This window comes from Aeromonas sp. XH, from assembly GCF_033348475.1.
Classification (GTDB): domain Bacteria; phylum Pseudomonadota; class Gammaproteobacteria; order Enterobacterales; family Aeromonadaceae; genus Aeromonas; species Aeromonas sanarellii.
Window position 1 is genome coordinate 1,417,704 of sequence record NZ_CP137630.1, and the last position, 24,060, is coordinate 1,441,763.

A 24,060-nucleotide genomic window follows, 5' to 3' on the forward strand; every position below is an offset into this window, starting at 1 on the left:
TTCTCCCCCCTGCGTTCCCGCCGTGTGGCAGCGCCGTGACGGTTTGATGACGGGGCGAACCCCGTCCTCAATCCCCTACTCTGCCCGCCAGGCCGAGGTGAGGCGCACCAGCGCTACCAGGGTGGCGACCGCCTTCTCCATGGATTGCAGCGGGATGAACTCGTGCTTGCCGTGGAAGTTGTGGCCCCCGGTGAACAGGTTGGGGCAGGGCAGTCCCATAAAGGAGAGGCGGGCGCCGTCGGTGCCGCCGCGAATGGGCTTGATCTTGGGCACCACGTCGGCGGCCTCCATGGCGGCCCTCGCCAGCTCGATGATGTGCATGTGAGGCACCACCTGGCTGCGCATGTTGCGGTAGTTGTCCTCTATCTCCAGCGTGATGCGGGCCTTGGGATTGTCCAGCTGCAGGGAGGTGACCCGCTCCTTGAGCTGGGCCTTGCGGGCGGCGAAGCGGTCGTCGTCGAAGTCGCGGATGAGGTAGTGCAGGGTGGTCTCCTCCACGGTGCCTTCCATCCGGGCCAGGTGGAAGAAGCCTTCGTACCCTTCCGTGCACTCCGGGGTCTGCTCGGGGGGCATCTCGGCGTGGAAGCGGGCGGCCAGGGTCTGGCTGTTGATCATGCTGCCCTTGGCGGTGCCGGGGTGGACGTTGTTGCCTGTGATGCGTACCGTGGCGCTGGCGGCGTTGAAGTTCTCGTATTCCAGCTCCCCCAGCTCACCCCCATCGACAGTATAAGCCCATTTGGCCGGGAATCTGTCCAGAGGGAACAGATCGGCGCCGCGGCCTATCTCCTCGTCCGGGGTGAAACCTATCCAGAGATCGCCGCGGGGGATCTCCGGGTGGGCCTGCAGGTATTCGACGGCGGTGAGGATCTCGGCGATACCTGCCTTGTCGTCGGCCCCGAGCAGGGTGGTGCCGTCCGTGGTGATGAGATCCTGGCCCAGGTAGTTCTTGAGGAAGCGGTACTGGCGGATGGCCAGCACCTCGTCCCCCTTGCCAAGGCAGATGTCGCCCCCCTGGTAGTTCTCGACAATCTGGGGCACCACCCGCCCGGCCTCGTAGTCGGCGGTGTCCATGTGGGCAATCAGGCCGATGGCCGGCGCATCCGGCTGGTTGCCAGGCAGGCAGGCGGTGAGGTAGCCGTGCTCGTCCAGGGTGACGTGCGCCAGCCCCAGTCCTGTCATCTCGTCGAAGAGGGCGCGGGCGAAGACGAGCTGCCCCTCGCTGCTCGGGCAGGCGGGATTGGTGGCGTCGGAGCGGGTATGGAAGGTCAGGTAGTGGAGAAAGCGCGAAAGCAGGGTGTTCATGGACAAGCCTCGGGTCACGGAAGAGGTGCCATTGTGGCCAAGACGGCCCGCGCGCTTATTGCGTCAGCGCAGTTTTTGATGGATTTGTCGGGAGCGGGGTGACGCGGGTGGCTGAGTGGCGGCCGTTCTTGCGGGATAAATATGAATAAAAATTCCAAATAAAAAACTGATTAAGCATATGCGAAAAGACTGAAATTCATCCCGGCCCAGCACTGGCAAGGGGTGGGGGAAAATGGCCGGATCACCCGTTATTTTCAGGGTTGTTCCAGACCGGGCTCATCCCCCGCCATCCCAGAGCCCGCCTCGCTGGCAGCAAGATTTGCCCCCTCGATGAAAACCCGTTTTTTAACGCGATTTTTTATTGTCACTGGCGCCGGTAAGTGTGTACACTCCGCGCCGATCCGAGGGCAACCCTGAGCAGGCAGAGGCCGCCAGACACCCACAGGATCATACGCCTATAGGGCGAGGCACGCAGAAACGACAGACACTGCTGGGGAATGGTTTCTTTAATACCGGTTAGGCTCCGGTATCAGGGAGAACAACGGACTCTCATCTTTCAGCTGACCGAGTGAGCCAGCGGCTCATCATCTTCCCTTGTCATGGGTGGTCACTGGCGTTGAGCTGGCTGTGGCGGTTGTCGTCCATCAACACGCATGCGTGCTGAGGCCTTCCCTTCTCTTCCTTGAAACCCTCTCCTGTCCGTCGGGATCGCGGCCGAATGATGAACAAACGGCGTGGCTGATGCCGGTTGTCATCAAAGTACCGCGGCGCTCCGTTAAGGTGGCACCGCATACCGTTGAGCTTGATGTAAAGCCACCAGCCCCACATCAAGACTCGTTACTTCCCAAGATCCACCAGGCAGCCTTGGCTTGCCGCGATGTGCAACAGACGAACCGGGGTGGCCAGGCCACGGCGAGGCAACAGGCCCGCCAGGCGTGCCGCCATGCACCGGATCAGCAGGCCGCCTTGACGCGCCGCCCGTTGCCGTCGATGGTCTGGATGTGATTGAGGGTAACGAAGGCGGCCCACGGCCGCTCATTTGCGAGGCATAGCCCATGACTAACTGGTCCAGCAAGGACTCCTTGAAGGTCTACAACGTTCCCTACTGGGGTGCGGGTTTTTTCAATATCAATGACGCCGGTCATGTGACCGTCTCCCCCGACAAGTCTCGCCCCGAGGCGCAGATCGTGCTGTCCGAGGCCATCGAGCAACTGCGCCAGTCCGGGCTGACCACGCCGGTGTTGCTGCGTTTCCCCGACATCCTCAAGAGCCGGGTCGATGCGCTGTTCAACGCCTTCGGTCAGGCCATCGAGAAGTCAGGCTATCAAGGGGACTACCTGTGCGTTTACCCCATCAAGGTGAACCAGCAGCGTCGCGTCATCGAGACCATCAGTCAGTCCTACAGCGACAAGCCCCGGCTTGGGCTGGAAGCGGGCTCCAAGCCCGAGCTGCTGGCCGTGCTGTCCCATCACCATGCCCAGGGCTCGGTCATCGTCTGCAACGGTTACAAGGACCGCGAATACATCCGCCACGCCCTCCTGGGCAACCTGATGGGCCACAAGGTCTACATAGTGGTGGAAAAACCCTCCGAGTTGGAGATGGTGCTGGACGAGTCGGCTCGCCTCAACATCAAGCCCAACATCGGGGTGCGTGCCCGCCTCGCCTCCACCGGCTCCGGCATGTGGGAATCGAGCGGCGGCGCCATGTCCAAGTTCGGCCTCTCCGCCTCCCAGATCCTGGCGCTGGTGGAGCGTCTGCGCAACCTCGGCAAGTTGGACTGCCTGCAGCTGCTGCACTTCCACCTGGGCTCCCAGATCGCCAACATCCGCGACATCCAGGGCGGCATCCGCGAGTGTGGCCGCTTCTACGCCGAGCTGTGCCGTCTGGGCGCCAATGTCGAGGTGGTGGACGTGGGCGGCGGCCTCGGCGTGGACTATGAGGGCACCCGCTCCCAGAGCCACTGCTCCGCCAACTACAGCCTCTCCGAGTACGCCAACAACGTGGTGTGGGGCATAGGCGACGTGTGCCGCGAGTTCGACCTGCCGCACCCCACCATCATCAGCGAGTCCGGCCGTGCCCTGACCGCCCACCACGCCGTGCTGGTCACCAACATCATCGGTGCCGAAGGGGTGGAGGTGAACGACATCAGCGCGCCGGACGAAGACGCGCCCACCATCTTGCAGAACATGTGGAAAGGCTGGCTGGACCTGCGCGGGGAAGACCCGTCCCTGCTGGAGATCTTCCACGACTCGATGGCGGATCTGGCGGACGTCAACACCCAGTACACCATGGGGCTGTTGAACCTGGAGCAGCGCGCCTGGGCCGAGATGCTGCACCAGAACACCTGCCTGGCGCTCAAGGAGCTGCTCAACCCGGTCAACCGCAACCACCGCGCCCTGGCCGACGAGCTCTCCGAGAAGCTGGCGGACAAGTGCTTCGCGAACTTCTCCCTGTTCCAGTCCCTGCCGGATGCTTGGGGCATCGGCCAGGTGTTCCCGGTGATGCCGCTCGCCGGCCTCGAGCGTCCGCTCACCCGCCGCGGCATCCTGATGGACATCACCTGCGACTCCGACGGTCAGGTGGAGCACTATGTGGACGGCCTCGGCGTCGAGAAGACCCTGCCGATGCCGGAGTACGGTGCGAACGAAGAGTGCCACGTCGGCTTCTTCCTGGTGGGCGCCTATCAGGAGATCCTCGGCGATCTGCACAACCTGTTCGGTGACACCCACTGCGCGGAAGTGTGGCTGGACGAGGAGGGCAAGATGGACATCCGCAACGTGGTGCGCGGCGATACCGTCGACCAGCTGCTGCGTTACGTCAACATAGACCCGTCCGTCATCCGCGAGAACTACCAGCAGATCGTCTCCCACCCGGCGCTGGACGATGCGACCCGCAAGGCCCTGCTCGAAGAGCTGGAGCTGGGGTTGCAAGGCTACGCCTACCTGGAAGACGAATAAGCCCAGGCTTGTTCGCCCCGTCGCTGACAGCAAAAAGACGGAAATGCAAAACGGCGCCTTCGGGCGCCGTTTTTGTTGGCCGCGGGCTAGCCCCATGGAGGTGGTTTGCGGTACGAGCGGCACCCATGATCCCGAAAGAGGGCCAGGCTCGTGCGCCCCCTTGATCCGAATCAAGTTTGGATCCGGCCGGTTACCTTAGGGTCGACCAGGATGTTGGTGGTATGTAACAGAAGGAGAGGTGTATGGAACTCAAAAGGGACCCGAGATGCTATACCGACGTCTGTATCGACGGTAAGTGGTATCACTACGATCACTGCAGTACCCAGGTTTATATGCTGATGGGCGGGGCGGCACCTAGCCTGCAGCTCGCCTATGAACCGGCCAGCGAAGAGGAGCTGATCGCCATGCTCCGGCAACTTGCCTGCGGCTGAGTTGTGCAAGGCCATCGGCACAGTGCCGATGGCCTTGGTGCTGCCGATTCAGTGATGGCCCTTGCGGCCAAACAGCTTCCTGGCCATCTCCTGCATAAACACCGCCAACCCGTAGCTGGCGTCCGACTTGCCCACCTCGTCCGCCACATAGAGGAAGTCGGACTTGTATTTTTCCACCGCCTCCCGGGGGCTGGTGGCATCGATGAAGTCCTCCTGCACCTCGAATCCTTGTGCCAGCAGCTCAGCCTTCTCCGTCAGAAAGCTGGGGGAGGCCATGTCGACATAGGTGTACTGCTGCCGGTTGGAGGCCGGAATGCTGAAAAACTGGTATCTGGCCATCTGTGCTCCTCGCCTGTGCGGCGTTGTCGATCGGATAGGTGCTGGTCGAACTGTCTCTGCTTGCCTCAATACAGGGGCAAAAGGGGGCATTCGAGTCTTTCGTGGGGCAGCCTATCCCGAGTCAGCGAGAGACGCAATCGGGAATTTTTCCGGGGTATGGCAGGAGCCGGACATGGCAGGGCGCAAGGGATAGCCCCATGTTCGGGAGATTGTGCGCCCGTGTCAGGCGGACTCGGCGAGCACGCCGTCCTGGGGCCGTTCACCGCAGTGGGCCAGCAGTTGGTCCCCTGCCATGGGGCGCCCGAGCAGATAGCCCTGCAGGGTGTCGCAGCCCAGCTCGGTCAGCAGGGTGCGCTGGGCCTGGGTCTCCACCCCTTCGGCCACGATGCGCATGCCCAGGGCCTGACCCAGGGCGACGATGGCGGCGATGATGGTGGCATCGTCTCCCCCCTGCACCAGTGTAGTGACGAAGCCCCTGTCTATCTTGAGCTCGTTGGCGGGGAAGCGCTTGAGGTAGAGCAGGCTGGAGTAGCCGGTGCCGAAGTCGTCGATGGAGATGCCAAGCCCGAGCTCGGCCAGGCGATTGAGGATGGTCAGGCTCTCCTCGGCGTTCTCCATGGCGGTGGATTCGGTGATCTCCAGGGTCAGGTGACGGGCCTCGAGCCGGTGACGGGAGAGCGCCGCCTGCACCTCCTCCAGCAGGCCGGGGCTGGCCAGCTGTATGGTGGAGAGGTTGACCGCCACGCTCCAGTCGTGGTGCCCCGCCGCCCGCCAGCGGCTCATCTGGCGGCAGGCCTCGTCGAGCACCCAGTTGCCGATGGGGATGATGAGGCGGCTCTTCTCCGCCAGGGGCAGGAAGCGGGCGGGGGAGATGGCACCATGCACCGGGTGCTGCCAGCGCAGCAGCGCCTCGGCGCCGACCACCTGGCCGCCGCGGGCCGCGTATTTGGGCTGATAGTGCAGGGCCAGCTCCCCCCGCTCCAGGGCGTGTTGCAGCTCCCTTTGCAGCAGGAACTGCTGGTGGGCGTTGGCGTTCATGGCGCTGTCGAAGAAGTAGTAGTCGTTGCGCCCCCGCTCCTTGGCGTAGTACATGGCGGCGTCGGCGTTGAGGGTCAGCTCGTGCAGGCTGGTGCCGTCCTGGGGATAGACGGCGATGCCGATGCTGGCGGTGATGTGCAGGCTGTGATGTTCCCACTCGTAGGGCTGCGCCAGGGCGGCCAGCAGCCGCTCGACGAAGGCCGTGGTCTGGCCCAGATCCCCCGGCGCCAGGGCCAGCACGAACTCGTCCCCCCCGAAGCGCGAGGCGGTGTCGCTCCCGCCGAGCAGCCCGCTGATCCGCTCGGCGACCTCGACCAGCAGCAGATCCCCGGTATGGTGGCCGTGGGCGTCGTTGATGATCTTGAAGCCGTCGAGATCGAGAAACAGCAGGGAGAAGCTGCGCTGGCTGTGCTGGCACTCCTGGATGCGCTGCTCCAGCCGGTCGGCGAACAGCAGCCGGTTGGGCAGCCGGGTCAGGCTGTCGTGGAGCGCCAGCTTGAGCAGCTCGTCATGGGCCTGGTGCAATGAGGTCGAGAGGCGCGCGGCGTGGGCGTCCAGCATGGAGAGCACCAGGGCGATGGCGAACACCGCCAGGGTCACTATGATGACCACGGTCGCCAGCCACTGGGTATTGAGCCCGGTATAGAGGGCGCCGCACAGGCTGCCCTCGGGAAACTGGGCCGCCGCCATGCCGGTGTAGTGCATGCCGATGATGGCGCCCCCCATGACGAGGGAGGCGACGGCCTTGCTGAAGAAGGCGCGCGGCGAGCTGTTGCGCAGGCGAAACGCTATCCAGAGCGCGGCGCCGGAGGCGAGCACGGCGATAAGGATGGAGAGGATGAAGAACCCGGCCTGATAATGGATGCCGGGCTCTATCTTCATGGCGGCCATGCCGATGTAGTGCATGGTGGCGATGCCGGCCCCCATCAGCAGGGCCCCGAACACGACCTGATGCCAGGGAAGCCGGGGGCGGCTCACCAGCCAGAGCGCAAAGGCCGACGAGCCGATGGCCGCCACCAGGGAGAGGCCGGTGAGGGTCAGATCGTAACCCAGCGCGATGGGCAGGTTGAAGGCGAGCATGCCGATGAAGTGCATGGACCAGATGCCGAATCCCATGGCAAAGGCCCCCCCCGCGAGCCAGAAGGCGGCGGCCCGGCCCCGGCTCTGGCTCACCCGGCTCGTCATGTTCAGCGCAGTGTAGGAGGCGAGCACCGCCACCAGGATGGAGAAGAACACCAGATCCTGGCTGTAATAGCTGTCGAGCATGGGGTGGGTCGCGGTCACGTTCATCTACTCTGGGATGGACAACGGCCTGAGCCTTGGCCGGGGCGCGGGGGAAATCGGGGTGGGGATTGTACACCAGGCCCCCCCGGGATGAGCCAGAGATACGTACCGAAATGGCCCCAGGATCAGAGTAAAAATGCTGAAATCATCCCTTTCGAGCTAGCCCTTTCCGCTCCCTGTCAAAAGAGGGGTTCCAAATTTTCCCGCTTTAAATACAGGGGTATAGAAAATCTGGGGGACAGATCCGTTGAGAGTCTCTGCATATCCAATCCCGGAAAGTGACAATGCCAGAGGGGCTTGGTGGTGCTTGTGCACGAAGGTTTATCTGGGACTCTTGCCACACTGACGTGTTCACTATGACCATGGGGGAGACCAGGGTGCAACCCATGGTGTCAGGCCCCGTTTGCGCCTATGTCGGGCTCTTCTGTTATCATGCCCCTCCCGTTTTCGTTATCTCGTTGAACCTGCTGGAGAACCCATGTCTCGTACCCTCTACCTGCTGCGCCACGGCCAGACCCGTTACAACGCCGAATTGCGGCTGCAGGGGCGCTGCAACTCGGAGCTGACCCCCAGGGGAGAAGCCCAGGCCCTCGCCATGGGGAACCGGTTGAATGCATTGCTGGCAGAGCCCGCCAGCTGGACCCTCTATGCCAGCCCCCTCGGCCGGGCAAGGCAGACGGCGGAACTGGTGTGTCAGCGGCTTGGACTGGGGAGAGAGTGCATCATCTGGGACGAACGGCTGGTGGAGTTAGGGATGGGGGAGTGGGAGAGTCGCCGGGTCCCCGAACTGCTGGCGGCCCATCCCGAGCTCGATCTGGAGGAACCGGACTGGTATCTGCGGGCCCCGCATGGCGAGAGTTTTGAGAGCATTCAGCGCCGGGCCCGGCAATGGCTTGAGGACGAGCACATTGCCAAGCAGGCCATCGTGGTCTCCCACGGCCTGTTCGGCGCCATGCTGCGCGGCGCCTATGCGGATCTGGACTACACCACCACCTGGCTGCAGGAGCTGCCGCAGGATGCCTTCTTCAAGCTGAGCGGTGGCCGCATCGAGCGGATTGCCTGCTGACCACACGAAGGCGGCCCGCCCTGTGTGGGCCGCTTTGAGCGCGGAGCATTATTCTCTCTTCAGCCTGGGTAGCTTTCGATAGAGTGCATCGCGCTTTTCTACCTGGTTGGCGCCATAGTGAAGCGCGCGATGGCAGTTAGGGCAGAGCGCCACAGTGTTGCTGACGGTATCCGATCCCCCGTCTGCCAAGGTGCGCAGGTGATGTACCTCCAAGAAAGGCTCCCCGGTCGTCGTATAAAAGGGGGCTGGCTCCTCACAGCTTTCGCAGCGGGTTGCCGCCATCATCAGTACCCAGGCTTTTACCTTGGGATCTCGCACATAGCTGGGGGCGGCCCCATAGCGCGCCTGAGGCTCTTGCATGCCTGCCGGCATGGGGAGCCCTGGCTTGCTTTTGTAATGGCGGACTTGATGCTCAAAGGCGGCTTGACCAGTATAGGGTTGGCCATCTAGCTCACAGAGCAGGCGCTCTATGATAGGGGAATTCTGGGGCCCCACGTTTTTAGCCGGCTTTAAGCCAGAAACCCAGGTGCGGCCGAGCAAGGTGCAGATATAGGAGATGTTCTGCATCCGATATTCGAATGCCTTCTCGGTGCGGTCAAACTGGCTGGCGAGCGCGGCATAATAGTGCTTTTTGACGAAGGGAACGCCGTTTTGCTCCTTGGTGCGCATCTCCAAGTAGGCACTCACCGTTGCCCTTAGCTCTTCTTCCGTCCATGTCTCGCGCAAAGCGTGTGCCTACCCTCTGATAATCGGAGTGGATGAGAGCACGAGGGCTTCATCCGAGTGTGCCTCACATGGTGCACATCTTAATCCAATTGACACCTTTCACCATCGTTTTTACTACGATAACCTGTTCACCATCAACGAATTAGGTGATGCAATTCAGCAAGAATGCCTAGTGCTCCCCCGCTGAGTGCTAGCCGGGACGAGTTCTCTCAGCTCAACCACAGGGAGGTGGTGATGGATCCGATCTCTTATCTTTTTTCGGCTTATCTCAATCTGGTGCAGCAACAGGTGACGGATATCTATGGCACCGAGCTAAAAACGCTGGTAGTGCCCTATGAGGGAGAGCAGGTCCCCTTCTCTTTCCAGCTCTGGCAGATCAAACAGAACAGCGTCTGCCGTCCCTACGAGCAAGATGTGCGGCGTTTCAGTCAGTGCACGGTCAAGGCGCAGGCACTGTTTGGCAAACTGTGCGATGACCTGACACGGCAAGATGACAGCAGTTGGCAGCTTCCCAAGTACCGCACCATGTACTGCGCGGCGGCTGTCGGTTATCGCCCCATGATTGCGGAAATCACCGACGCCAAGCAAAACCCGGTGAAGCTCACGGAGCGGGCCTGTAATCAGGCTATTCTGGCTGCCATGGGCAGCGAAGACGAAGCCCTTCTGGCGCAGCGTGATAAGGCGTGCGCCGCCGTGCGCTGAGGTATTTCCCTAGTGAAAATAATTGGTTAGAAACACCCCTGTGCACCATTCCACAGTTTCCATTGTGGCGGGCGGCTATGATGGGGAGGCAATCACCACCACAGGGAGGAAGCATGATCAGCCATATCGACCATCTGGTATTGACGGTGAGCGACATCGAGCGGGCGGTGGCATTTTACAGCGGCGCCTTCAAGATGGAGCCCATCACCTTCGGCGCGGGGCGCCGGGCGCTGCGCTTTGGCAACCAGAAGATCAATCTGCAGTTGCTGGGGGAGGAGGTGCGCAACCGGGCGCAGGTGGGGTCGGGGGATCTCTGCCTCATCACCCGCTGGCCGCTGGATCAGGTGATGGCCCAGCTGGCGAGCCAGGGGGTCGAGATCCTGGAGGGGCCGGTGACGAAAAGCGGCGCCTGCGGCCCCATCGAGTCAGTCTATTGCCTGGACCCGGATCGGAACCTTATCGAGATCAGCCGCTATCGCTAAGCCTCGCCGCCCAGGGCGCATGTAAGAAGGGACAGGCCAGTGACGGCTGAGTGCCTGACTCAGGATCACAGCAGACAACAACGGCAGCCTCTGGCTGCCGTTGTTGCGTTGATGCCGGGTATGGCGAGAACTAGCAGACCCCTTGCGCCAGCATGGCGTCGGCCACCTTGACGAAGCCGGCGATATTGGCGCCGCTTTCGTAGTTCACATGGTCGTCATCCTGACCGTAACGGACACAGGTGGCGTGGATGCTGGTCATGATCCCCTTGAGGCGGGCGTCCACCTCCTCCCGGGTCCAGGAGAGGCGCTGGGCATTCTGGCTCATCTCGAGGCCCGAGGTGGCAACGCCCCCGGCGTTGGCCGCCTTGCCCGGGGCGAACAGCACCCGGGCGTCGTGGAAGAGGCGGATGGCGGCGGCGCTGGAGGGCATGTTGGCCCCCTCGGCCACCAGTTGCACGCCGTTGGCGATAAGCGTTGTGGCGTCCGATGCATCCAGCTCGTTCTGGGTGGCGCAGGGGAGGGCGACGTCGGTTGCCAGGTGCCAGGGGGTGCGGCCGCTGAAGAACTCGAGCCCCATCTCGTGGGCATAATCCGCCACCCGCTTGCGCTGCTCGTTTTTAAGTTCCATCAGACGGGCCAGCTTCTCGGGGGTGAAGCCGTCCGGATCATAGACGGTGCCGCCGGAGTCGGAGGCGGTGATGACGCGGGCGCCGAGGGCCATCGCCTTCTCGATGGCGTACTGGGCCACGTTGCCCGAGCCCGATACCGAGACCCGCATGCCCGCCAGCGACTGGCCGCGATGGGCCAGCATGGCCTCCACGAAGTAGAGCAGGCCGTAGCCGGTGGCCTCCGGGCGAATGAGGCTGCCGCCAAAGGAGAGCCCCTTGCCGGTGAAGACGCACTCGGCGCTGTTGGTGAGCTTCTTCATCATGCCCGCCATGTAGCTCACCTCGCGCCCGCCCACCCCGATGTCGCCGGCCGGCACGTCGGTGTTGGCCCCGAGGTGGCGATAGAGCTCCAGCATCAGGGCCTGACAGAAGCGCATCACCTCCCCCTCGCTCTTGCCCTTGGGATCGAAATCGCTGCCCCCCTTGCCGCCGCCCATGGGCAGGGTGGTGAGGGCGTTCTTGAAGGTCTGCTCGAAGGCGAGGAACTTCAGCACCGAGAGATCCACCGAGGGGTGGAAGCGCATGCCGCCCTTGAAGGGGCCGATGGCGGAGCTGTGCTGCACCCGGTAGCCACGGTTCACCCGCACCTGACCCTGGTCATCCACCCAGCTCACCCGAAACTGCACCAGCCGTTCCGGCTCCACCAGCCGCTCCAGCAGACCGTGCTGCAGGTAGCGGGGATGGCGCTCGATAAAGGGCCAGATGGAGGTGACCACCTCGCTCACCGCCTGGATGAACTCGGGCTGGTGGGGGTTGCGGTTGGCCACCTGGGCCAGGAAGGCCTCCTGGGAGAGGGAATGGTGCATCTTTGACTCCTGTCGTGAACGATGAAAGTGGCGTCCTGCCAGAGAGGGAAGCGGTTCGTCAGCAGAGGCGGTGAGGGGAGGGGGAAAAGTCTCGCCCTGCGCCCCGGCGACCTGTCGTCTCCCGTCATCGGCGGGGCAGAGCAGATAATTCGCGATGACTAAAATCTTTTTATGCATTTTTGCTAGATAAATATCAAGTTTTAGTTCATCCCGCTCTTTGACGAGGACGAGACCGCCCTCTCTGGCTGCGGGGCGGTCAGGGCGCGCCATCCGGACATCGCCAGGGCTTGGTCGCATGCGTCAACCGGGTGTCATGACGGCAAGGGGCCGCACAGTGAGGGGGCAGATGGCCGAACAGGGGATGGGCGCCACAATCCGGCGACGGGGGCAGGGCGCGGGAGGGGGCGATGTGCTACTGTAGCGGCGTTTTTTGCCGAACATGCAGGGCACGGGCCCTTTTTTCCATGGAGTTGTATGCAGACGAACCCGACCACACGCCGGCTGAGCCAGCCGACCATCCCGACAGCCCTCGCGACCCGGGAGGTGCCTCATGCTGGCCGATGAATCCATGCGCCTGAACAAATACATCAGCGAGAGCGGCATCTGCTCGCGCCGCGAGGCCGACCGCTTTATCGAGCAGGGCAACGTCTTCATCAACGGCAAGCGGGCCGGGGTGGGGGATCAGGTGTTTGCCGGGGATCTGGTGAAGGTCAACGGCCAGGTGATCGAGCCGCGGGAAGCCGACAGCCTGGTCTTCATCGCCCTCAACAAGCCGGTGGGCATCGTCTCCACCACGGAGGCGGGGGAGAAGGACAACATCGTCGACTTCGTGAACCACAGCACCCGCATCTTCCCCATCGGCCGGCTCGACAAGGACTCCCAGGGGCTCATCTTCCTCACCAACCACGGGGATCTGGTGAACAAGATCCTGCGGGCGGGCAACGATCACGAGAAAGAGTACCTGGTGACCGTGGACAAGCCGGTGACCGACGAGTTCGTCAGGGGCATGGCGGCCGGGGTGCCCATCCTCGGCGCCGTCACCAGGAAGTGCAAGGTGAAGAGAGAGGCGCCGTTCGTGTTTCGCATCACCCTGGTGCAGGGGCTCAACCGCCAGATCCGCCGCATGTGCGAGCACTTCGGCTTCGAGGTGACCAAGCTCGAGCGCATCCGCATCATGAACGTCAGCCTCAAGGGGCTGCCAGTGGGGGAGTGGCGCGATCTCACCGACGACGAGCTGATCGAGCTGTTCAAGCTGATCGAGGACTCCTCCTCCGAGGCCAAACCGGCCAAGGGGGCTCAGGTTGCCAAGCCCAAGGCGGCTGCGGCCGGCACGCCGGCCCAGGTCAAGAAGCCGCGGCGCAGCGACGATCACGAGATCGGCGGTCGCCCCAATGTGCCGGGCCCCGAGGCCTTCGAGAGGAAGAGCCCCTCAGGCAAAGGCGGACAGGGCAAGGGTGCGCCCGGCAAGGGGGCCAAACCAGCCCAGGGCAAGCCGCGCACAGGGCAGGGCGGGCGCCAGAAGAAGGGGCGCTGAGCACCCCGACATCCCCCGCGTCCCCATTGAAGACACCGGCCCCTGGCCGGTGTCTTGTTTTGGGGCACAGTGACGCCAGGGCAAGGGGGTCGGATCAGGCTGGCGTGTTGTCGGGCGCCGGCATAGCCATTGTCTCCGCCTGGCTTCGAGGCAGGCGCATCGCGCCTGGGTAGTGCCGCGGGTCGAGGCGCAGCACCAGCAGGCTCATCAGCATCAGGGCGCCGAGCTGCCACTGCCAGGCGGTGGCGAAGTCACCGCTCAAGTTGTGCAGCCGGGCCGCCACCCAGGGGCCGGTGGCCGCCACCATGAAGCCGACCCCCTGCATCAGGGCGCAGAGGGCGCCGGCGCGGCGCGGGTCCGGCAGGTGATCGAGCGCAATGACCATGATGAGGGAGAAGCTCCCCCCAAGCCCGGCGCCACACAGCAGGCACCAGAGAATGGGGGCGCTGGTCGGCGCCAGCCAGAGACCGCCAAAGCCCGCCAGCTGCAAGGCGATGGCGAGTGCCATCCAGGGGCGTCTGTCCAGCCGACCGGCCGCCAGCAGGGGCAGGCCGAGGCCGCTCGCGGTCTGGGCCAGGGCGAGCCAGGCCACCAGCTCGCCCCCCTGTTGGGCGCTCCAGCCCGCCGCCATGTAGGCCGGGGCCAGCCAGGCCACGACAATGCCGTAGCCGCTGTTGATGATGCCAAAGCAGGCGATGAGCAGCCAGGTGCGGGGCAGGCTGATGAGGCGCTGCTCGCCGCCGCCGGATACCGCCACCGGCGCCGCAGGCAGCCGCACCCGCCAGGCGAGCCAGCCGAGGGCCAGCAGCACCGGCAGGCTCCAGATCGCCAGCGCCCTGGACCAGTCCATATGCTCGGCGAGGCGCGGGGTGAGCACGGCCCCCAGCGCCCCGCCCCCCATCATGCAGGCGGAGAAGATCCCCATCACCAGGGGCACCTTGCGGGCGAAGCCCTGCTTGATGAGGCCGGGCAAGACCCCCTGCACCAGGGCCGAACCCAGGCCGCAGAGGGCGGCACTCGCGATGAGCAGGGCGCCGCTCGCCAGCTCGACGCGCAGGGCGCTGCCGAGGGCGAGGAGCAGCAGGGCCGCCCCGAGCAGGGGACGCGGCCCCGTGCGGCCAAGGAGCGCCGGAGTGAGCAGGACGCCGACCCCGATAAGCCAGAGCGGCAGCAGGGTGACCCAGGCCAGGGTGTCCATCCCGAGGGCGAGCCTGGCGTCTAGTTGGGGCGCCAGGGGGCCGATGGCGGTGAGGAAGGGACGCAGGTTGAGGGCGATCAGGATCACCAGCACCAGCAGGGCGCCGCTGCCAGGGGAGATGAAGCGCTTATTCATGGGGCAGGGGGCCGTAGAGGGCCTCGGCCGGAATGGGGCTCGCCAGCTTGACGAGGGGCAGGGGCGGCGGGCAGAGCGGCAGTCTCAGCCTGTCGTAGGCGGCGCCGCTGTCAAAGCCGAAGGGGGCGGCGTCCGCGTTGTCGAAGGCGTAGTAGACCGCCTGGATGCCGTTCATCACCAGGGCGGACAGACACATGGGGCAGGGGTGGCCGCTGGCATAGACGATGGCACCGGCCAGCGGCCCCTGACGGCTCCCTTCCCGCAGCGCTTCCAGCTCCGCGTGGCGGGTGGGGTCGCCGTCCTCCAGCATGCGGTTGACGGCGCTCGCCACCAGCCGGTTGTCCCGCACCAGCAGGGCGGCGAAGGGGCGGCCTCCCTGCTGGCGGTGGGTCAGGGCCAGGTGCAGGGCCTGCTCCAGCCACTCCTGATGGCTGGGGGACGAGAGGGCGGTGAGGGTGCGAAGGAGGCGGTCACCGGACTGGCTGGGGTGTGGCATGGGTCATCCTGGAAAGAGACAAGGGATGGACGCAGCCTAGAGGGTCGCCACATCATTTGGAAATTAAATGATAAAATGACTTTCAGTGATTTTCTAAATGGAGTGACCCATGGAGCGCCCCCTGCTGGACCCCCAATTGCTGCAGAGCTTCGTCGCCATCGTCGAGACAGGCAGCTTTACCCGCGCCGGCGAGCGGGTCCACCTGACCCAGTCCACCCTGAGCCAGCAGATGCGCCGCCTCGAGCAGCAGCTCGGCTGCACCCTGCTCGACCGCTCCGGTCGCCAGGTGGTGACCACGGCCCAGGGGGAGACCCTGCTTGGCCTGGCGCGCCGCATCCTGGGGCTGCTGGCCCGGGCGAGCGAGCGGGTGGGGGAGGCGAGCCTGCCCCTGCGCCTCGGGGTGCCTGAGGATTTCGCCGCGGGGGCCATGACCAGGGTGCTGGCCAGCTTTGCCCGTCAGCATCCCGAGGTGAGGCTGGAAGTGCACAGCGATCTCAGTCACGCCCTGTGGCAGGGGTTCGAGGCGGGGGAGCTGGATCTGGCCCTCATCAAGCAGGGGCGCGGGCAGGGGGAGCCCATCGCCCGCTGGCGCGAGCCGCTCGCCTGGGTCGACAGCCGGGAGTGGCCCGCCGTCGGGCGAGTGCCGCTGCCCCTGGCGGTGTTTCCGAGCGAGGGGCTCTACCGGCGCCAGATCACCGACGCCCTGGATGCCGAGGGGATCCCCTGGCGCATCGCCTATGTGAGCGCCAGCCTCGCCAGCCTGCAGGGAGCGGTGAGCGCCGGGATAGGCGTCAGCCTGCTGCCCGCCCGCTTGCGGCAACCGGATCAGGTGGTGCTGACAGGCTGGCCCGAGGTGCGCCCGGTGGAGCTGGCCCTGCATCAGGGGCCTGGCACGAGCGAGCCCCTCGCTCGGCTGGGGGAGGCCCTGATCGCGCTCTGTGACGAGGTGATGGGACCGAGGTAGGCACAACCCCGAGCCCGATGGCTCAAGCCAGGGAGTGCCTCGGCACCACGGCGAGCCAGAGCTCCACCTCACCGCTGCCGGTGGCGGCGTCAAAGTCGGCGCCGTAGCGTTCGAAGTCCGGCTTGTGGGCCGACTCCCAGCCGGAGCCGGCCAGCCAGTCGAGGGCTCCCTGCCAGGTCTGGGGCATGGTGGAGACATGGCCCAGATGGCGGAAGACCGCATAGGTCTGGGGCGTGATGCGCATCCGGCCGAGCCCGGGGGGCAGCACCTCCAGGGCGGCGACCTCCACCGCGCACATATATTCGCAGGTCGTGGGGGTCACGCCGCAGATGACGCCGTAGGCGTGCTCCCCCAGCTGACCAGGCAGGGGCGTGAAGGCGCCGAAGTCACGCCACTGGCCGCCGAAGTCGGCGTGCTGGAACTCGTGGTGGCGGCGCAGGCCGCCAAGCAGCATGGCGCTGCCGGTCTCGAAGCGGATGGGCTCTGACATGGCGTCTCCGGTGACAGGGTCAGTGATCCCGGCCCTCCCTCAGCTTGCGCTCATAGTCCTGACGGACGATGGCGAGCGCCGCCAGGGCGAGCTCGGGGGCTATCTGGTTGGTCTCAAGCAGCTCGATCAGATCGACGGCGAGCTGCACCTCGGCGGGGGCGGTTTCCAGTGACATTGTGTTCTCTCGTGGATAGGGGGCGCCATTATAGCGTCGGCGGCCCGTGAAACACGCCCCGGTTGCGGGCTTCCCTTCACAGGTGCTGGCGCATCTCCTTGTCTATCTCCTCGCGCAGGGCCATCAGCTTCCTGGCGTACTGTTGCAACTGCAGATCGCCCTCGCTCACCGGTTGCCACTGGGGGACCCGGGTCGGGTTGCCCTGCTCGTCCATGGCCACGAAGATGATGATGCAGTGGGTGGTCTTGTGGCGCTCGGGGTCGGTGGGGTGGCGGCTGTAGACATCCACCGCCAGGTGCATGCTGGTGGTGCCCGTGTGGATCACCTTGGCGTGCACCTCCACCAGCTGGCCTATCTGGATGGGACGCAGGAAGCGGATCCCCCCCACGTAGACGGTGACGGCATAGCCGCCACACCAGCCGGCGGCGCAGGCGTAGCCCGCCTGATCGATCCACTTCATCACCATGCCGCCATGGACCTTGCCGCCGAAGTTGACGTCGGCGGGCTCGGCCAGGAACTGCAGGGTCAGCTCGCGGGGTGGGGTCATGCGCTCTCCTTGTATCCGGCTCATTGCCGGTAACTCTTGCGATACGCCTCGGCCTGCTGGCAGGGAGGCAGGGTCGAAAAATCGGGCCTCTTGTTGCCCTCGCGCTGGCCGAAGCTGGCGTACTCCTGCTGGCATCGGGTTGCCTTGCCACCCGCCTTGATGCAGGCGTCGATGCGCTGCTGCCTGCCCTGCACGATCAGCTGTTGCTGGGCGTTGGCGCAGGCCCGATCCAGGCCGGCCTGATGGGTTTCTCTGTCCTGTACTGCGGCGAGCAGGCCAGTGGCGAAGGTGCAACCGAGCAGCAGTATGACAATCTTCTTCATGGTTTGTCTCCTTGCGGGGGGCGTCCCGCGATGACCAGGGCAATCCCTCCCAGGATGCCCAGGGACGACAGCAACAAGCGCCATGACCACGACTCATCCAGCCAGACGAGCCCGGCCAGGGCGGCGAGCAGGGGAACCAGCAACTGGGCGCTGGCGGCCAGGGTGCGCCCCAGTTGGGGCAGCACCCGATACCAGAGGGCATAGCCCAGGCCGGAGGCGAGCGCCCCCGAGGCCAGGGCGTAGGCGATGGCGGTCGGGCTGGCGTCGAGCCGCCCCAGCAACAGGTAGATCAGGGCCGCGGGCAGGCTGGCCCGCAGGAAGTGGCCGGCGTTGGCGGCGAGGGCGTCGGCAAAGCGCGGGGCGCGCAGGGTATAGCAGGCCCAGGCGATGCCGGCGGCGATCATCAGGATCGCCCCCAGGGGATCGGGGGCCTGGATGCCGGGCAGCAGCAGCACGATCAGCCCTGCCATGGCGATCAGCAGGCCGGCCCACTGGCGAGGGGGAAGCCGCTCGCCACGCAGCAGGGGCGGGGCCAGCATGCTGAGCTGGACGGCGGCGAACAGCAGCAGGGCCCCCGTGCCTGCGGTCAGGGTCAGGTAGGCAAAGGAGAAGGCGGCGCCGTAGGTGACGAGGTAGAGGGCGCCTCCCCAGTCCCCCTGGCGGGGCGGCGGGGGGCGGCGGGCCGCACAGAGCAGGATCAGCACCAGGGCCCCGCTGGTCAGGCGCAGCAGGGTGAACAGCGCCGGATCCATGCGCTCTTCGAACAGCGCCAGACGGCAGAGAACCGAGTTGGCGGCGAACGCCACCAGGGTCAGCAGGGTCAGCAGCAACAGACGGGACGGCGGCATTTATTCACCTTGAGTTCAGTGGCGGCGAACCAGCATGAAACACTATGCAACGAGGAGGGGCTATGAAACAAATACTCGATCAACTGCTGAGCAGCGGCAAGGGCTGGCTCGACGACGGTGGTGACACGCGCAAGGCCCAGATGAAGGGCATGGCCCAGGGCGGGCTGGCCGCCGGGGCCATGGCGCTGCTGCTTGGCAACAAGAAGATGCGCAAGTACGGCACCAAGGTGGCGGCGGTGGGCGGCGCGGCGGCCCTGGGTGGCCTGGCCTACAAGCTCTATCAGGACTGGCAGGCCCAGCAGTCCGCCCCGGCTCAGCCCACCCATCCCCTCGACACCCTGCAGGGCAATGCGCTGGATGCCCGCGCCGCCCTCCTGGTGCGCGCCATGGTGGCGGCGGCCCGGGCCGACGGCCACATCGACGCCGCCGAGCGCCAGAAGATCCAGACGTACCTGACCGAGCAGGGGGAGCGGGATGCGGCTCGCTGGATCGACGCCGAGCTGGCCCGCCCCCTCGATCCCCACGTCCTGGCGCGGGAGGTGACCGACATGGAGCTGGCGACCGAGGTCTACCTCGCCTCCCTGCTCGCCATCGAGGTGGATCACTTCATGGAGCGCGGTTATCTGGACGAGCTGGCTAGGGCATTGAAGCTCGATGACAACCTCAAGGGGAGCATAGAGCGGCAGGTGGCCCAGCTGAACGGGCCGGGTTGAGCCGCGCCATCGTGTTGACGACCAGGCCCCATCGCGGGGCCTGGTCGTTTTCTGCGGGCGGCTTGCTGGTTGCCGGTGCAAGCCAGTAAGATGCGGGCTCAGGCCAAAGGGTGACGGATGAGACTCTATCATCCCCGCCGGCCCACCATGCAAGGAGCATCAGGTGAACATTCGCAAGGCCATTGAACAGGATATCGACGCCATCCTCGAGCTGAACCGGCAGATAGGAGAGATCCACTTCGAGCAGGCCCCACAGGTGTTTCGCCCCCCATCCCCCGAGGAGCGCACCTTCTTGCTCGATGCCATCGCCGCCGAAGGTCGGCTGTTTTGCGTGGCGGTGGTGGCGGGCAAGGTGGCGGGCTTTCTGACCGCGCGCATCGACATCAACGAGACCATCCCTTTTCTCAGCAAGCAGCCCATTTGCCGCATCAGTACCGTGGTGGTCGATGAGGGGCATCGCTCCCAAGGCATCGGCCGTGCGCTGATCGCCCATTGTGACGGCTGGGGCAAGGCCCGGGGCGCGAGTCAGCTGCGCCTGGAGGTGATGTCGTTCAACACGCGTGCCAAGGCACTTTACGAATCCTTGGGTTTTACCCGCCAGTCGGAGATTTACGCCCGATAAGCCGGTGAGCCGCGCGATGAACAAGGCCCCGTTATGGGGCCTTGTTGCTGTCGCAGGGACTGCGCTCGTGCTCAGCTCTGCGCCGGCCAGGGGCCGAGCTCGATGCAGTGGCCGCGATAGAGCGGGCGCTCGCTCCCCTTCGCCATCACCAGCAGCTCGCTGCTCGCCTTGAGCTGCTTCCATTCGGTCGGGCTCATCAATCGGCCCGCCATGACCTCCCCGAGGGGGGCCAAGGGCACCAGCTTGGCGGACTCTTTGTCGCGCATCCAGAGCATGGCGTCGGTGGGCAGGCTGAGCGGGCTCGCCTGGTTCTGTTGCAGGCGAATGCTGGACTGGCCCGGCTGCTTGCCCTGATAGGCCACCAGCACGAAGGGAGCCTCCTCGCCCGCGGAGGACATCATGGCCAGGTAGCGCACCGGCTGGATGGGGGCGGAGGACCAGGGGAGCAGCGGCTGCAGCCACAACCCGAGCAGCAGGGAGGCGGCCATGGCGAGCGGCCACCACAGGCGATGGGGCCTGGGTTTGGGAGAAATCCCCTGCTCTATGTTGCGCCAGACGCTGCGGGGCAGGGGCGGGGCGGGCTGGGGTTGATGCAGCAGGGGATCCAGATGTTGTTGCCACTGCTCGATCCACTGCCACCAGTCGGGGTCGCGGGCCATCAGCCGGCTCATCCTGGCCTGCACCCGCGGGCTCAGGGTGCCCAGCACGTATTCGCCGGCGAGCCGCTCGCGCAGGGCGGGATCCCGGTAGCGTTGGGGGGTCACTGGGTCAGACATAGCTTGAGCTCCTCCAGTCCGCGCCGGATCCAGGACTTGACGGTGCCAAGCGGGGTCTGGGTGTGGGTGACGATCTCCTGGTGGCTCAGGCCGTGGCGATAGGCGAGTACGATGGCGTTGCGCTTGTCGGCACAGAGCCGCCCGAGGCAGTGCTCGAGGGAGAAAGAGGGGGCAAGCCCCTCTGTGTCTCCTGGCCGGGTCTCCTGGCTGGTTCTCTCCTCCCAGGACTCTTCCAGCAGGGTCTCCCCGTGGCGCTTCTTCGCCCGCAGGGCGTCGATGGCCAGATTGCGCATGCACTGGCAGAGCCAGGCCCAGGGGTAGTCGACGGGATGGGCGCTCTGGCCGTGCCAGATCTTCAAAAAGCCCTCCTGCAAGATGTCCGCGGCCCACTGCCTGTCTTTCAGCAGGCCATAGAGCATGGCGTACAGGGGCTGGCCCGTCAGCTGGTAGAGGGCTTCAAACGCCTGCTTGTCCCTCTGCTTGCTGCGGACGAGCAGGTGGGCGAGCTGCTGGTTGTCGATGTTCACTCAGACCTCACAGTTGGACGCGGTGCCAGACATTCTTCACGCCATCCCCGCTGCTCTGGCCGGGCTGCTCATCCTTGATCCAGCGATAGAGCGGCTGGCCACGGTAGCTCCACTGATAGCGGCCGTCGTCGCGCAGGACCAGGCCTATCCCGGCGTCTGCCGCCTTGCCGACCCCCGCCTTGACCTCGCTGTCGCTGGCCAATACCGGCGGCCACTTCTCGGCGCACTCAGCATAACAGGTTGATTTTCCTTGGGCATCCTTGTCGAAGCGGTAGAGGCTGAAGCCCTTGGCATCGACCAGATAGGCCTTGCCGTTCTCCGTCATCCGGGCGATGGGCAGCTGCTCGGCGCCGCTCAGGGGCTGGGTGTCCAGGGCCCAGGCCGAGGCGAGGGGCAGGCAGGTGAGGCAGATGAGGAACTTGTTCATGGCGTTCTCCTTGGGTCTGTTGGCGATGGTCGTTTGGCTATGGAAGCTCAGGGTTAACGGGTCCAGCCATCCTGGGCGAAGAAGGGCTCGCCCTTGGGGCTGTCGATGAAGTCGAGGAAGCGCTGGGTGCCGGCATCCGCCCCCTGCGCCTTGCTGATCAGCAGGCCGCGATAGACGCGGCGCTCCGGCTCGATCTCGACGAAGTCGGCCTTGTCCTGGTGGTTCAGGGGCCAGTGCACCCAAGTAATCCAGGCATCGGCCTGCTGGCCGGTGAAGGCCCGCAGGCTGGCGCCGCTGCCCTGCTCGAAGGCGACGATGTTGCGCCGCAGCTTCTGCACATCGGCCAGCTTGCCCTTGCGGCCGGCCACGTCTTCCCAGAGGCCGGTGCCCGAGGTGTTGTAGTTGCCGAGCCCCTCGGTCACCACCACCTTGAGGGGGCGGTTGATCAGATCCTCGACTCCCGTGATCTGCGCCGGGTTGCCCTTCTGCACCGCGATGACGCTGCGGCGCAGGTAGTAGGCGTGGGCGCTCTGGGGGTCGAGGAAGGGGTAGCTTCGCAGGTAGGCGGACATGGACTGCTCGGCCCCGGCGAAGATGAGATCCGCATCCTTGACGGCCCTGTCACGCCAGCCATGTTCGGGGCCGGCGGTGACCTCGACCGGGATCCCGGTCTCCTGCTGGAAGGCCGCGGCGGCGCGCTTCAGCGCGATGTCCGGGCCGCCGGGGCCGTAGAGGCGGATCACGCCGTCGCCGGCCTGATGGACGGGGTCGGTCTGGGCAGACTGGGGGAGGGTGGCGGCCTGCAGCGGCTGGATAAGGGCCGAGCAGAGCAGGGCGAGCCAGAAGGGTTGGGATTTCATCGTCTCTCCTTGATTGAGGTTCAAGCAAGAGACGCGGGAGGGAGGCGATTGGATGCAGCCGAGCAGAAAAAAATCGGGCGCCGTCGAGCCGGGGCAGCCGAAGTCGACGGCGAGCCAGCCTCGCAGGCGGGCTCAGAGGCATGGTGGCTAGCCCTGGCCGGTGCCGAGCTGCTGGTGGATCAGCGCCGCCAGTCTGGCAAGCGCCGCCTCCAGCGCCGGGCTCCAGGGATGGGAGCTGTTCAGGCGCAGGCAGTGGTTGTGCTGGCCCTGGCTCGAAAACAGCGCCCCCGGCGCGAGCGAAAAGCCGCAGGCGAGCGCCTGTGTGTGCAGGGCCCGGCTGTCTAGGCGGTGATCGAACTCCAGCCAGAGGAAGTAGCCGCCATCTGGGGCGCTGATCCTCGCCTCGGGGAAGAGGCGCAGCAGGGCGGCCCGCATCTGCTGCTGGCGCTGGGCCAGGGTATGGCGCAGGCGGCGAAAGTGGGCGTCCACCCCCCCCTGGCGCAGCATGTCGGCGAGCGCGAGCTGGCTCGGCACATTGGTGGAGAGGGTCGATATGAGCTGCAGCCGCTGGATGCGCTCGGCATGGGCCCCTGCCACCACCCAGCCGACCCGAAAGCCCGGCGCCAGACATTTGGAAAACGAGCCGCACAGCAGGCTCTCTCCCCGCGCATCCCAGCACTTGAGGGGGCGGGGGCGCTCGCGGCCAAAGTAGAGCTCGGCGTAGACGTCGTCCTCCACCAGGGGCACCCGGTGTGCGTTGAGCAGTTGCATCAGCGCCTGCTTGTGGCCATCCGGCATGGTATGACCCAGCGGGTGCTGGACGTTGCCCATCAGCCAGCACGCCTTGATGGGGCGCTCGGCGAGCGCCTGGGCCAGCAGGGCGAGATCGATGCCGACCCCGGGGCGCACCGGGATCTCCACCACGTTGAGCTTGAGCCGCTCGATGGCCTGCAGGGCGCCGTAGAAGGTGGGTGACTCCACCACCACCCAGTCCCCCGGTTCGGTCAGCACCTGCAGGCTGAGGGAGAGCGCCTCCATGGCGCCGGTGGTGATGATGATCTCTTGGGGATCCACCGCCAGGCCGTCGTCCGCGTAGCGGCGGGCGATGGCCCGGCGCAGGATCTCGTTGCCGGGGGGAAGATCCGCCACCGTGCTGAAGGGATCGAGCCGGCGCATGCAGCTCCCCAGGGCCCGGCCGAGCTGGGGGTGGGGGAAGAGGGCGGGATCCGCCACCGCCATGCCCAGCGGCACCAGCTCCCGGGACTTGCTGGCCTGCAGCACCTCGAACACCAGATCGTTGATGTCCACAGATCCGCTGTAGCGGGCCTGCCGGGGGGCGCTGATGCGCTGGGGGGAGGCGGCGGCCTTGACGTAGTAGCCGGACTGGGGCCGGGCCAGCACCAGGCCGCGGCTCTCCAGCAGCTGATAGGCCTGCAGCACCGTCATGGGGCTCAGGTTGTGGGTCTTGCAGCTCTGGCGGATGGAGGGGATGCGCTCCCCCGCTCGCCAGACGCCGCTCTCTATCTGTTGCTGCAGTTGATCTGCCAGTTGGCCGTAGCGGGACATGGTGGGCTCAAACTGTTATAGGTGGATTTCACTATAACTGCATCTGTTATAGGTGTCA

The 24,060-nt window shown here is 65.5% G+C and carries 26 protein-coding genes; 9 read left to right on the forward strand and 17 right to left on the reverse strand.

What is annotated here, in order from left to right; all coding sequences use genetic code 11:
* Positions 1–75 precede the first annotated feature (75 nt).
* Positions 76–1,302 (reverse strand): peptidase T, encoded by a 1,227-nt coding sequence (gene pepT / locus R2B70_RS06775; protein WP_318162947.1) that lies wholly within the window; start codon positions 1,300–1,302, stop codon positions 76–78.
* Positions 1,303–2,357: 1,055 nt separating this feature from the next.
* On the opposite strand from pepT, the gene speA reads away from it, so the two are divergent.
* Both speA and R2B70_RS06785 read left to right on the forward strand, forming a co-directional pair.
* A complete protein-coding gene (gene speA, locus R2B70_RS06780; RefSeq protein WP_318162948.1) occupies positions 2,358–4,259 on the forward strand; it encodes a biosynthetic arginine decarboxylase in 1,902 nt (633 codons plus the stop codon).
* A 242-nt stretch (positions 4,260–4,501) separates the two neighbouring features.
* Complete coding sequence (locus R2B70_RS06785) at positions 4,502–4,690, forward strand: hypothetical protein (protein WP_042077453.1); 189 nt, start codon at positions 4,502–4,504, stop codon at positions 4,688–4,690.
* 48 nt (positions 4,691–4,738) lie between these two features.
* On the opposite strand, the gene R2B70_RS06790 is transcribed toward R2B70_RS06785, so the two are convergent.
* Together R2B70_RS06790 and R2B70_RS06795 are read right to left on the reverse strand one after the other, a co-directional pair.
* Entirely contained in the window at positions 4,739–5,029 is a 291-nt protein-coding gene (locus R2B70_RS06790; RefSeq protein WP_318162949.1) for a hypothetical protein, read from the reverse strand.
* 222 nt (positions 5,030–5,251) lie between these two features.
* A complete protein-coding gene (locus R2B70_RS06795; RefSeq protein WP_318162950.1) occupies positions 5,252–7,357 on the reverse strand; it encodes a putative bifunctional diguanylate cyclase/phosphodiesterase in 2,106 nt (701 codons plus the stop codon).
* Positions 7,358–7,829: 472 nt separating this feature from the next.
* On the opposite strand from R2B70_RS06795, the gene R2B70_RS06800 reads away from it, so the two are divergent.
* On the forward strand, positions 7,830–8,417 hold the full coding sequence (locus tag R2B70_RS06800) for a histidine phosphatase family protein (protein ID WP_318162951.1): 588 nt from the start codon (positions 7,830–7,832) through the stop codon (positions 8,415–8,417).
* A gap of 48 nt (positions 8,418–8,465) precedes the next feature.
* On the opposite strand, the gene R2B70_RS06805 is transcribed toward R2B70_RS06800, so the two are convergent.
* On the reverse strand, positions 8,466–9,086 hold the full coding sequence (locus tag R2B70_RS06805) for an HNH endonuclease signature motif containing protein (RefSeq protein WP_318162952.1): 621 nt from the start codon (positions 9,084–9,086) through the stop codon (positions 8,466–8,468).
* A gap of 291 nt (positions 9,087–9,377) precedes the next feature.
* Between R2B70_RS06805 and R2B70_RS06810 the strand changes: the two genes are divergently transcribed.
* The gene (locus R2B70_RS06810) at positions 9,378–9,845 is read left to right on the forward strand and encodes a hypothetical protein (RefSeq protein ID WP_318162953.1); all 468 of its coding nucleotides are present in this window, start codon (positions 9,378–9,380) and stop codon (positions 9,843–9,845) included.
* 113 nt (positions 9,846–9,958) lie between these two features.
* Complete coding sequence (locus R2B70_RS06815) at positions 9,959–10,327, forward strand: VOC family protein (protein ID WP_209791524.1); 369 nt, start codon at positions 9,959–9,961, stop codon at positions 10,325–10,327.
* Positions 10,328–10,457: 130 nt separating this feature from the next.
* Here the strand turns inward: R2B70_RS06815 and gdhA are convergent, their stop codons facing one another.
* On the reverse strand, positions 10,458–11,801 hold the full coding sequence (gene gdhA / locus R2B70_RS06820) for an NADP-specific glutamate dehydrogenase (RefSeq protein ID WP_042077077.1): 1,344 nt from the start codon (positions 11,799–11,801) through the stop codon (positions 10,458–10,460).
* A 550-nt stretch (positions 11,802–12,351) separates the two neighbouring features.
* Here gdhA and rluF point away from each other — a divergent pair.
* Positions 12,352–13,335, forward strand: coding sequence for a 23S rRNA pseudouridine(2604) synthase RluF (rluF, locus tag R2B70_RS06825; RefSeq protein ID WP_209791528.1), 984 nt, complete (start codon positions 12,352–12,354; stop codon positions 13,333–13,335).
* 94 nt (positions 13,336–13,429) lie between these two features.
* On the opposite strand, the gene R2B70_RS06830 is transcribed toward rluF, so the two are convergent.
* The gene (locus R2B70_RS06830) at positions 13,430–14,668 is read right to left on the reverse strand and encodes an MFS transporter (protein ID WP_318162954.1); all 1,239 of its coding nucleotides are present in this window, start codon (positions 14,666–14,668) and stop codon (positions 13,430–13,432) included.
* Entirely contained in the window at positions 14,661–15,164 is a 504-nt protein-coding gene (locus tag R2B70_RS06835; protein ID WP_318162955.1) for a nucleoside deaminase, read from the reverse strand. The genes R2B70_RS06830 and R2B70_RS06835 overlap by 8 nt, the downstream gene beginning before the upstream one ends.
* Positions 15,165–15,285: 121 nt before the next feature.
* Here R2B70_RS06835 and R2B70_RS06840 point away from each other — a divergent pair, with 121 nt between their 5' ends.
* Positions 15,286–16,128, forward strand: coding sequence for a LysR family transcriptional regulator (locus tag R2B70_RS06840; protein ID WP_318163324.1), 843 nt, complete (start codon positions 15,286–15,288; stop codon positions 16,126–16,128).
* 22 nt (positions 16,129–16,150) lie between these two features.
* Here R2B70_RS06840 and R2B70_RS06845 read toward each other — a convergent pair whose 3' ends face one another.
* The 5 genes from R2B70_RS06845 to R2B70_RS06865 form a co-directional block, all read right to left on the reverse strand.
* Positions 16,151–16,618, reverse strand: a complete 468-nt coding sequence (locus tag R2B70_RS06845; protein WP_042077069.1) for a GyrI-like domain-containing protein — start codon at positions 16,616–16,618, stop codon at positions 16,151–16,153.
* 19 nt (positions 16,619–16,637) lie between these two features.
* Positions 16,638–16,793, reverse strand: a complete 156-nt coding sequence (rsmS, locus tag R2B70_RS06850; RefSeq protein WP_209791532.1) for a pleiotropic regulatory protein RsmS — start codon at positions 16,791–16,793, stop codon at positions 16,638–16,640.
* Positions 16,794–16,869: 76 nt separating this feature from the next.
* A complete protein-coding gene (locus R2B70_RS06855; RefSeq protein ID WP_042077068.1) occupies positions 16,870–17,340 on the reverse strand; it encodes an acyl-CoA thioesterase in 471 nt (156 codons plus the stop codon).
* A gap of 20 nt (positions 17,341–17,360) precedes the next feature.
* On the reverse strand, positions 17,361–17,663 hold the full coding sequence (locus R2B70_RS06860) for a hypothetical protein (protein ID WP_042077067.1): 303 nt from the start codon (positions 17,661–17,663) through the stop codon (positions 17,361–17,363).
* Positions 17,660–18,511 (reverse strand): DMT family transporter, encoded by an 852-nt coding sequence (locus R2B70_RS06865; RefSeq protein ID WP_209791533.1) that lies wholly within the window; start codon positions 18,509–18,511, stop codon positions 17,660–17,662. The genes R2B70_RS06860 and R2B70_RS06865 overlap by 4 nt, the downstream gene beginning before the upstream one ends.
* 62 nt (positions 18,512–18,573) lie before the next feature.
* Here R2B70_RS06865 and R2B70_RS06870 point away from each other — a divergent pair, with 62 nt between their 5' ends.
* Both R2B70_RS06870 and R2B70_RS06875 read left to right on the forward strand, forming a co-directional pair.
* Complete coding sequence (locus tag R2B70_RS06870; RefSeq protein ID WP_209791534.1) at positions 18,574–19,224, forward strand: tellurite resistance TerB family protein; 651 nt, start codon at positions 18,574–18,576, stop codon at positions 19,222–19,224.
* 163 nt (positions 19,225–19,387) lie between these two features.
* A complete protein-coding gene (locus R2B70_RS06875) occupies positions 19,388–19,846 on the forward strand; it encodes an N-acetyltransferase (protein WP_318162956.1) in 459 nt (152 codons plus the stop codon).
* Positions 19,847–19,917: 71 nt separating this feature from the next.
* Here the strand turns inward: R2B70_RS06875 and R2B70_RS06880 are convergent, their stop codons facing one another.
* The 5 genes from R2B70_RS06880 to R2B70_RS06900 all read right to left on the reverse strand — a co-directional run bounded on the left by R2B70_RS06880 (position 19,918) and on the right by R2B70_RS06900 (position 24,002).
* Complete coding sequence (locus tag R2B70_RS06880; protein ID WP_318162957.1) at positions 19,918–20,622, reverse strand: hypothetical protein; 705 nt, start codon at positions 20,620–20,622, stop codon at positions 19,918–19,920.
* On the reverse strand, positions 20,607–21,149 hold the full coding sequence (locus R2B70_RS06885; protein ID WP_318162958.1) for an RNA polymerase sigma factor: 543 nt from the start codon (positions 21,147–21,149) through the stop codon (positions 20,607–20,609). The genes R2B70_RS06880 and R2B70_RS06885 overlap by 16 nt, the downstream gene beginning before the upstream one ends.
* Before the next feature lie 7 nt (positions 21,150–21,156).
* Complete coding sequence (locus R2B70_RS06890; protein ID WP_318162959.1) at positions 21,157–21,576, reverse strand: hypothetical protein; 420 nt, start codon at positions 21,574–21,576, stop codon at positions 21,157–21,159.
* A 53-nt stretch (positions 21,577–21,629) separates the two neighbouring features.
* A complete protein-coding gene (locus tag R2B70_RS06895; RefSeq protein ID WP_318162960.1) occupies positions 21,630–22,436 on the reverse strand; it encodes a substrate-binding domain-containing protein in 807 nt (268 codons plus the stop codon).
* 147 nt (positions 22,437–22,583) lie between these two features.
* A complete protein-coding gene (locus R2B70_RS06900; protein ID WP_318162961.1) occupies positions 22,584–24,002 on the reverse strand; it encodes a PLP-dependent aminotransferase family protein in 1,419 nt (472 codons plus the stop codon).
* Positions 24,003–24,060 lie beyond the last annotated feature (58 nt).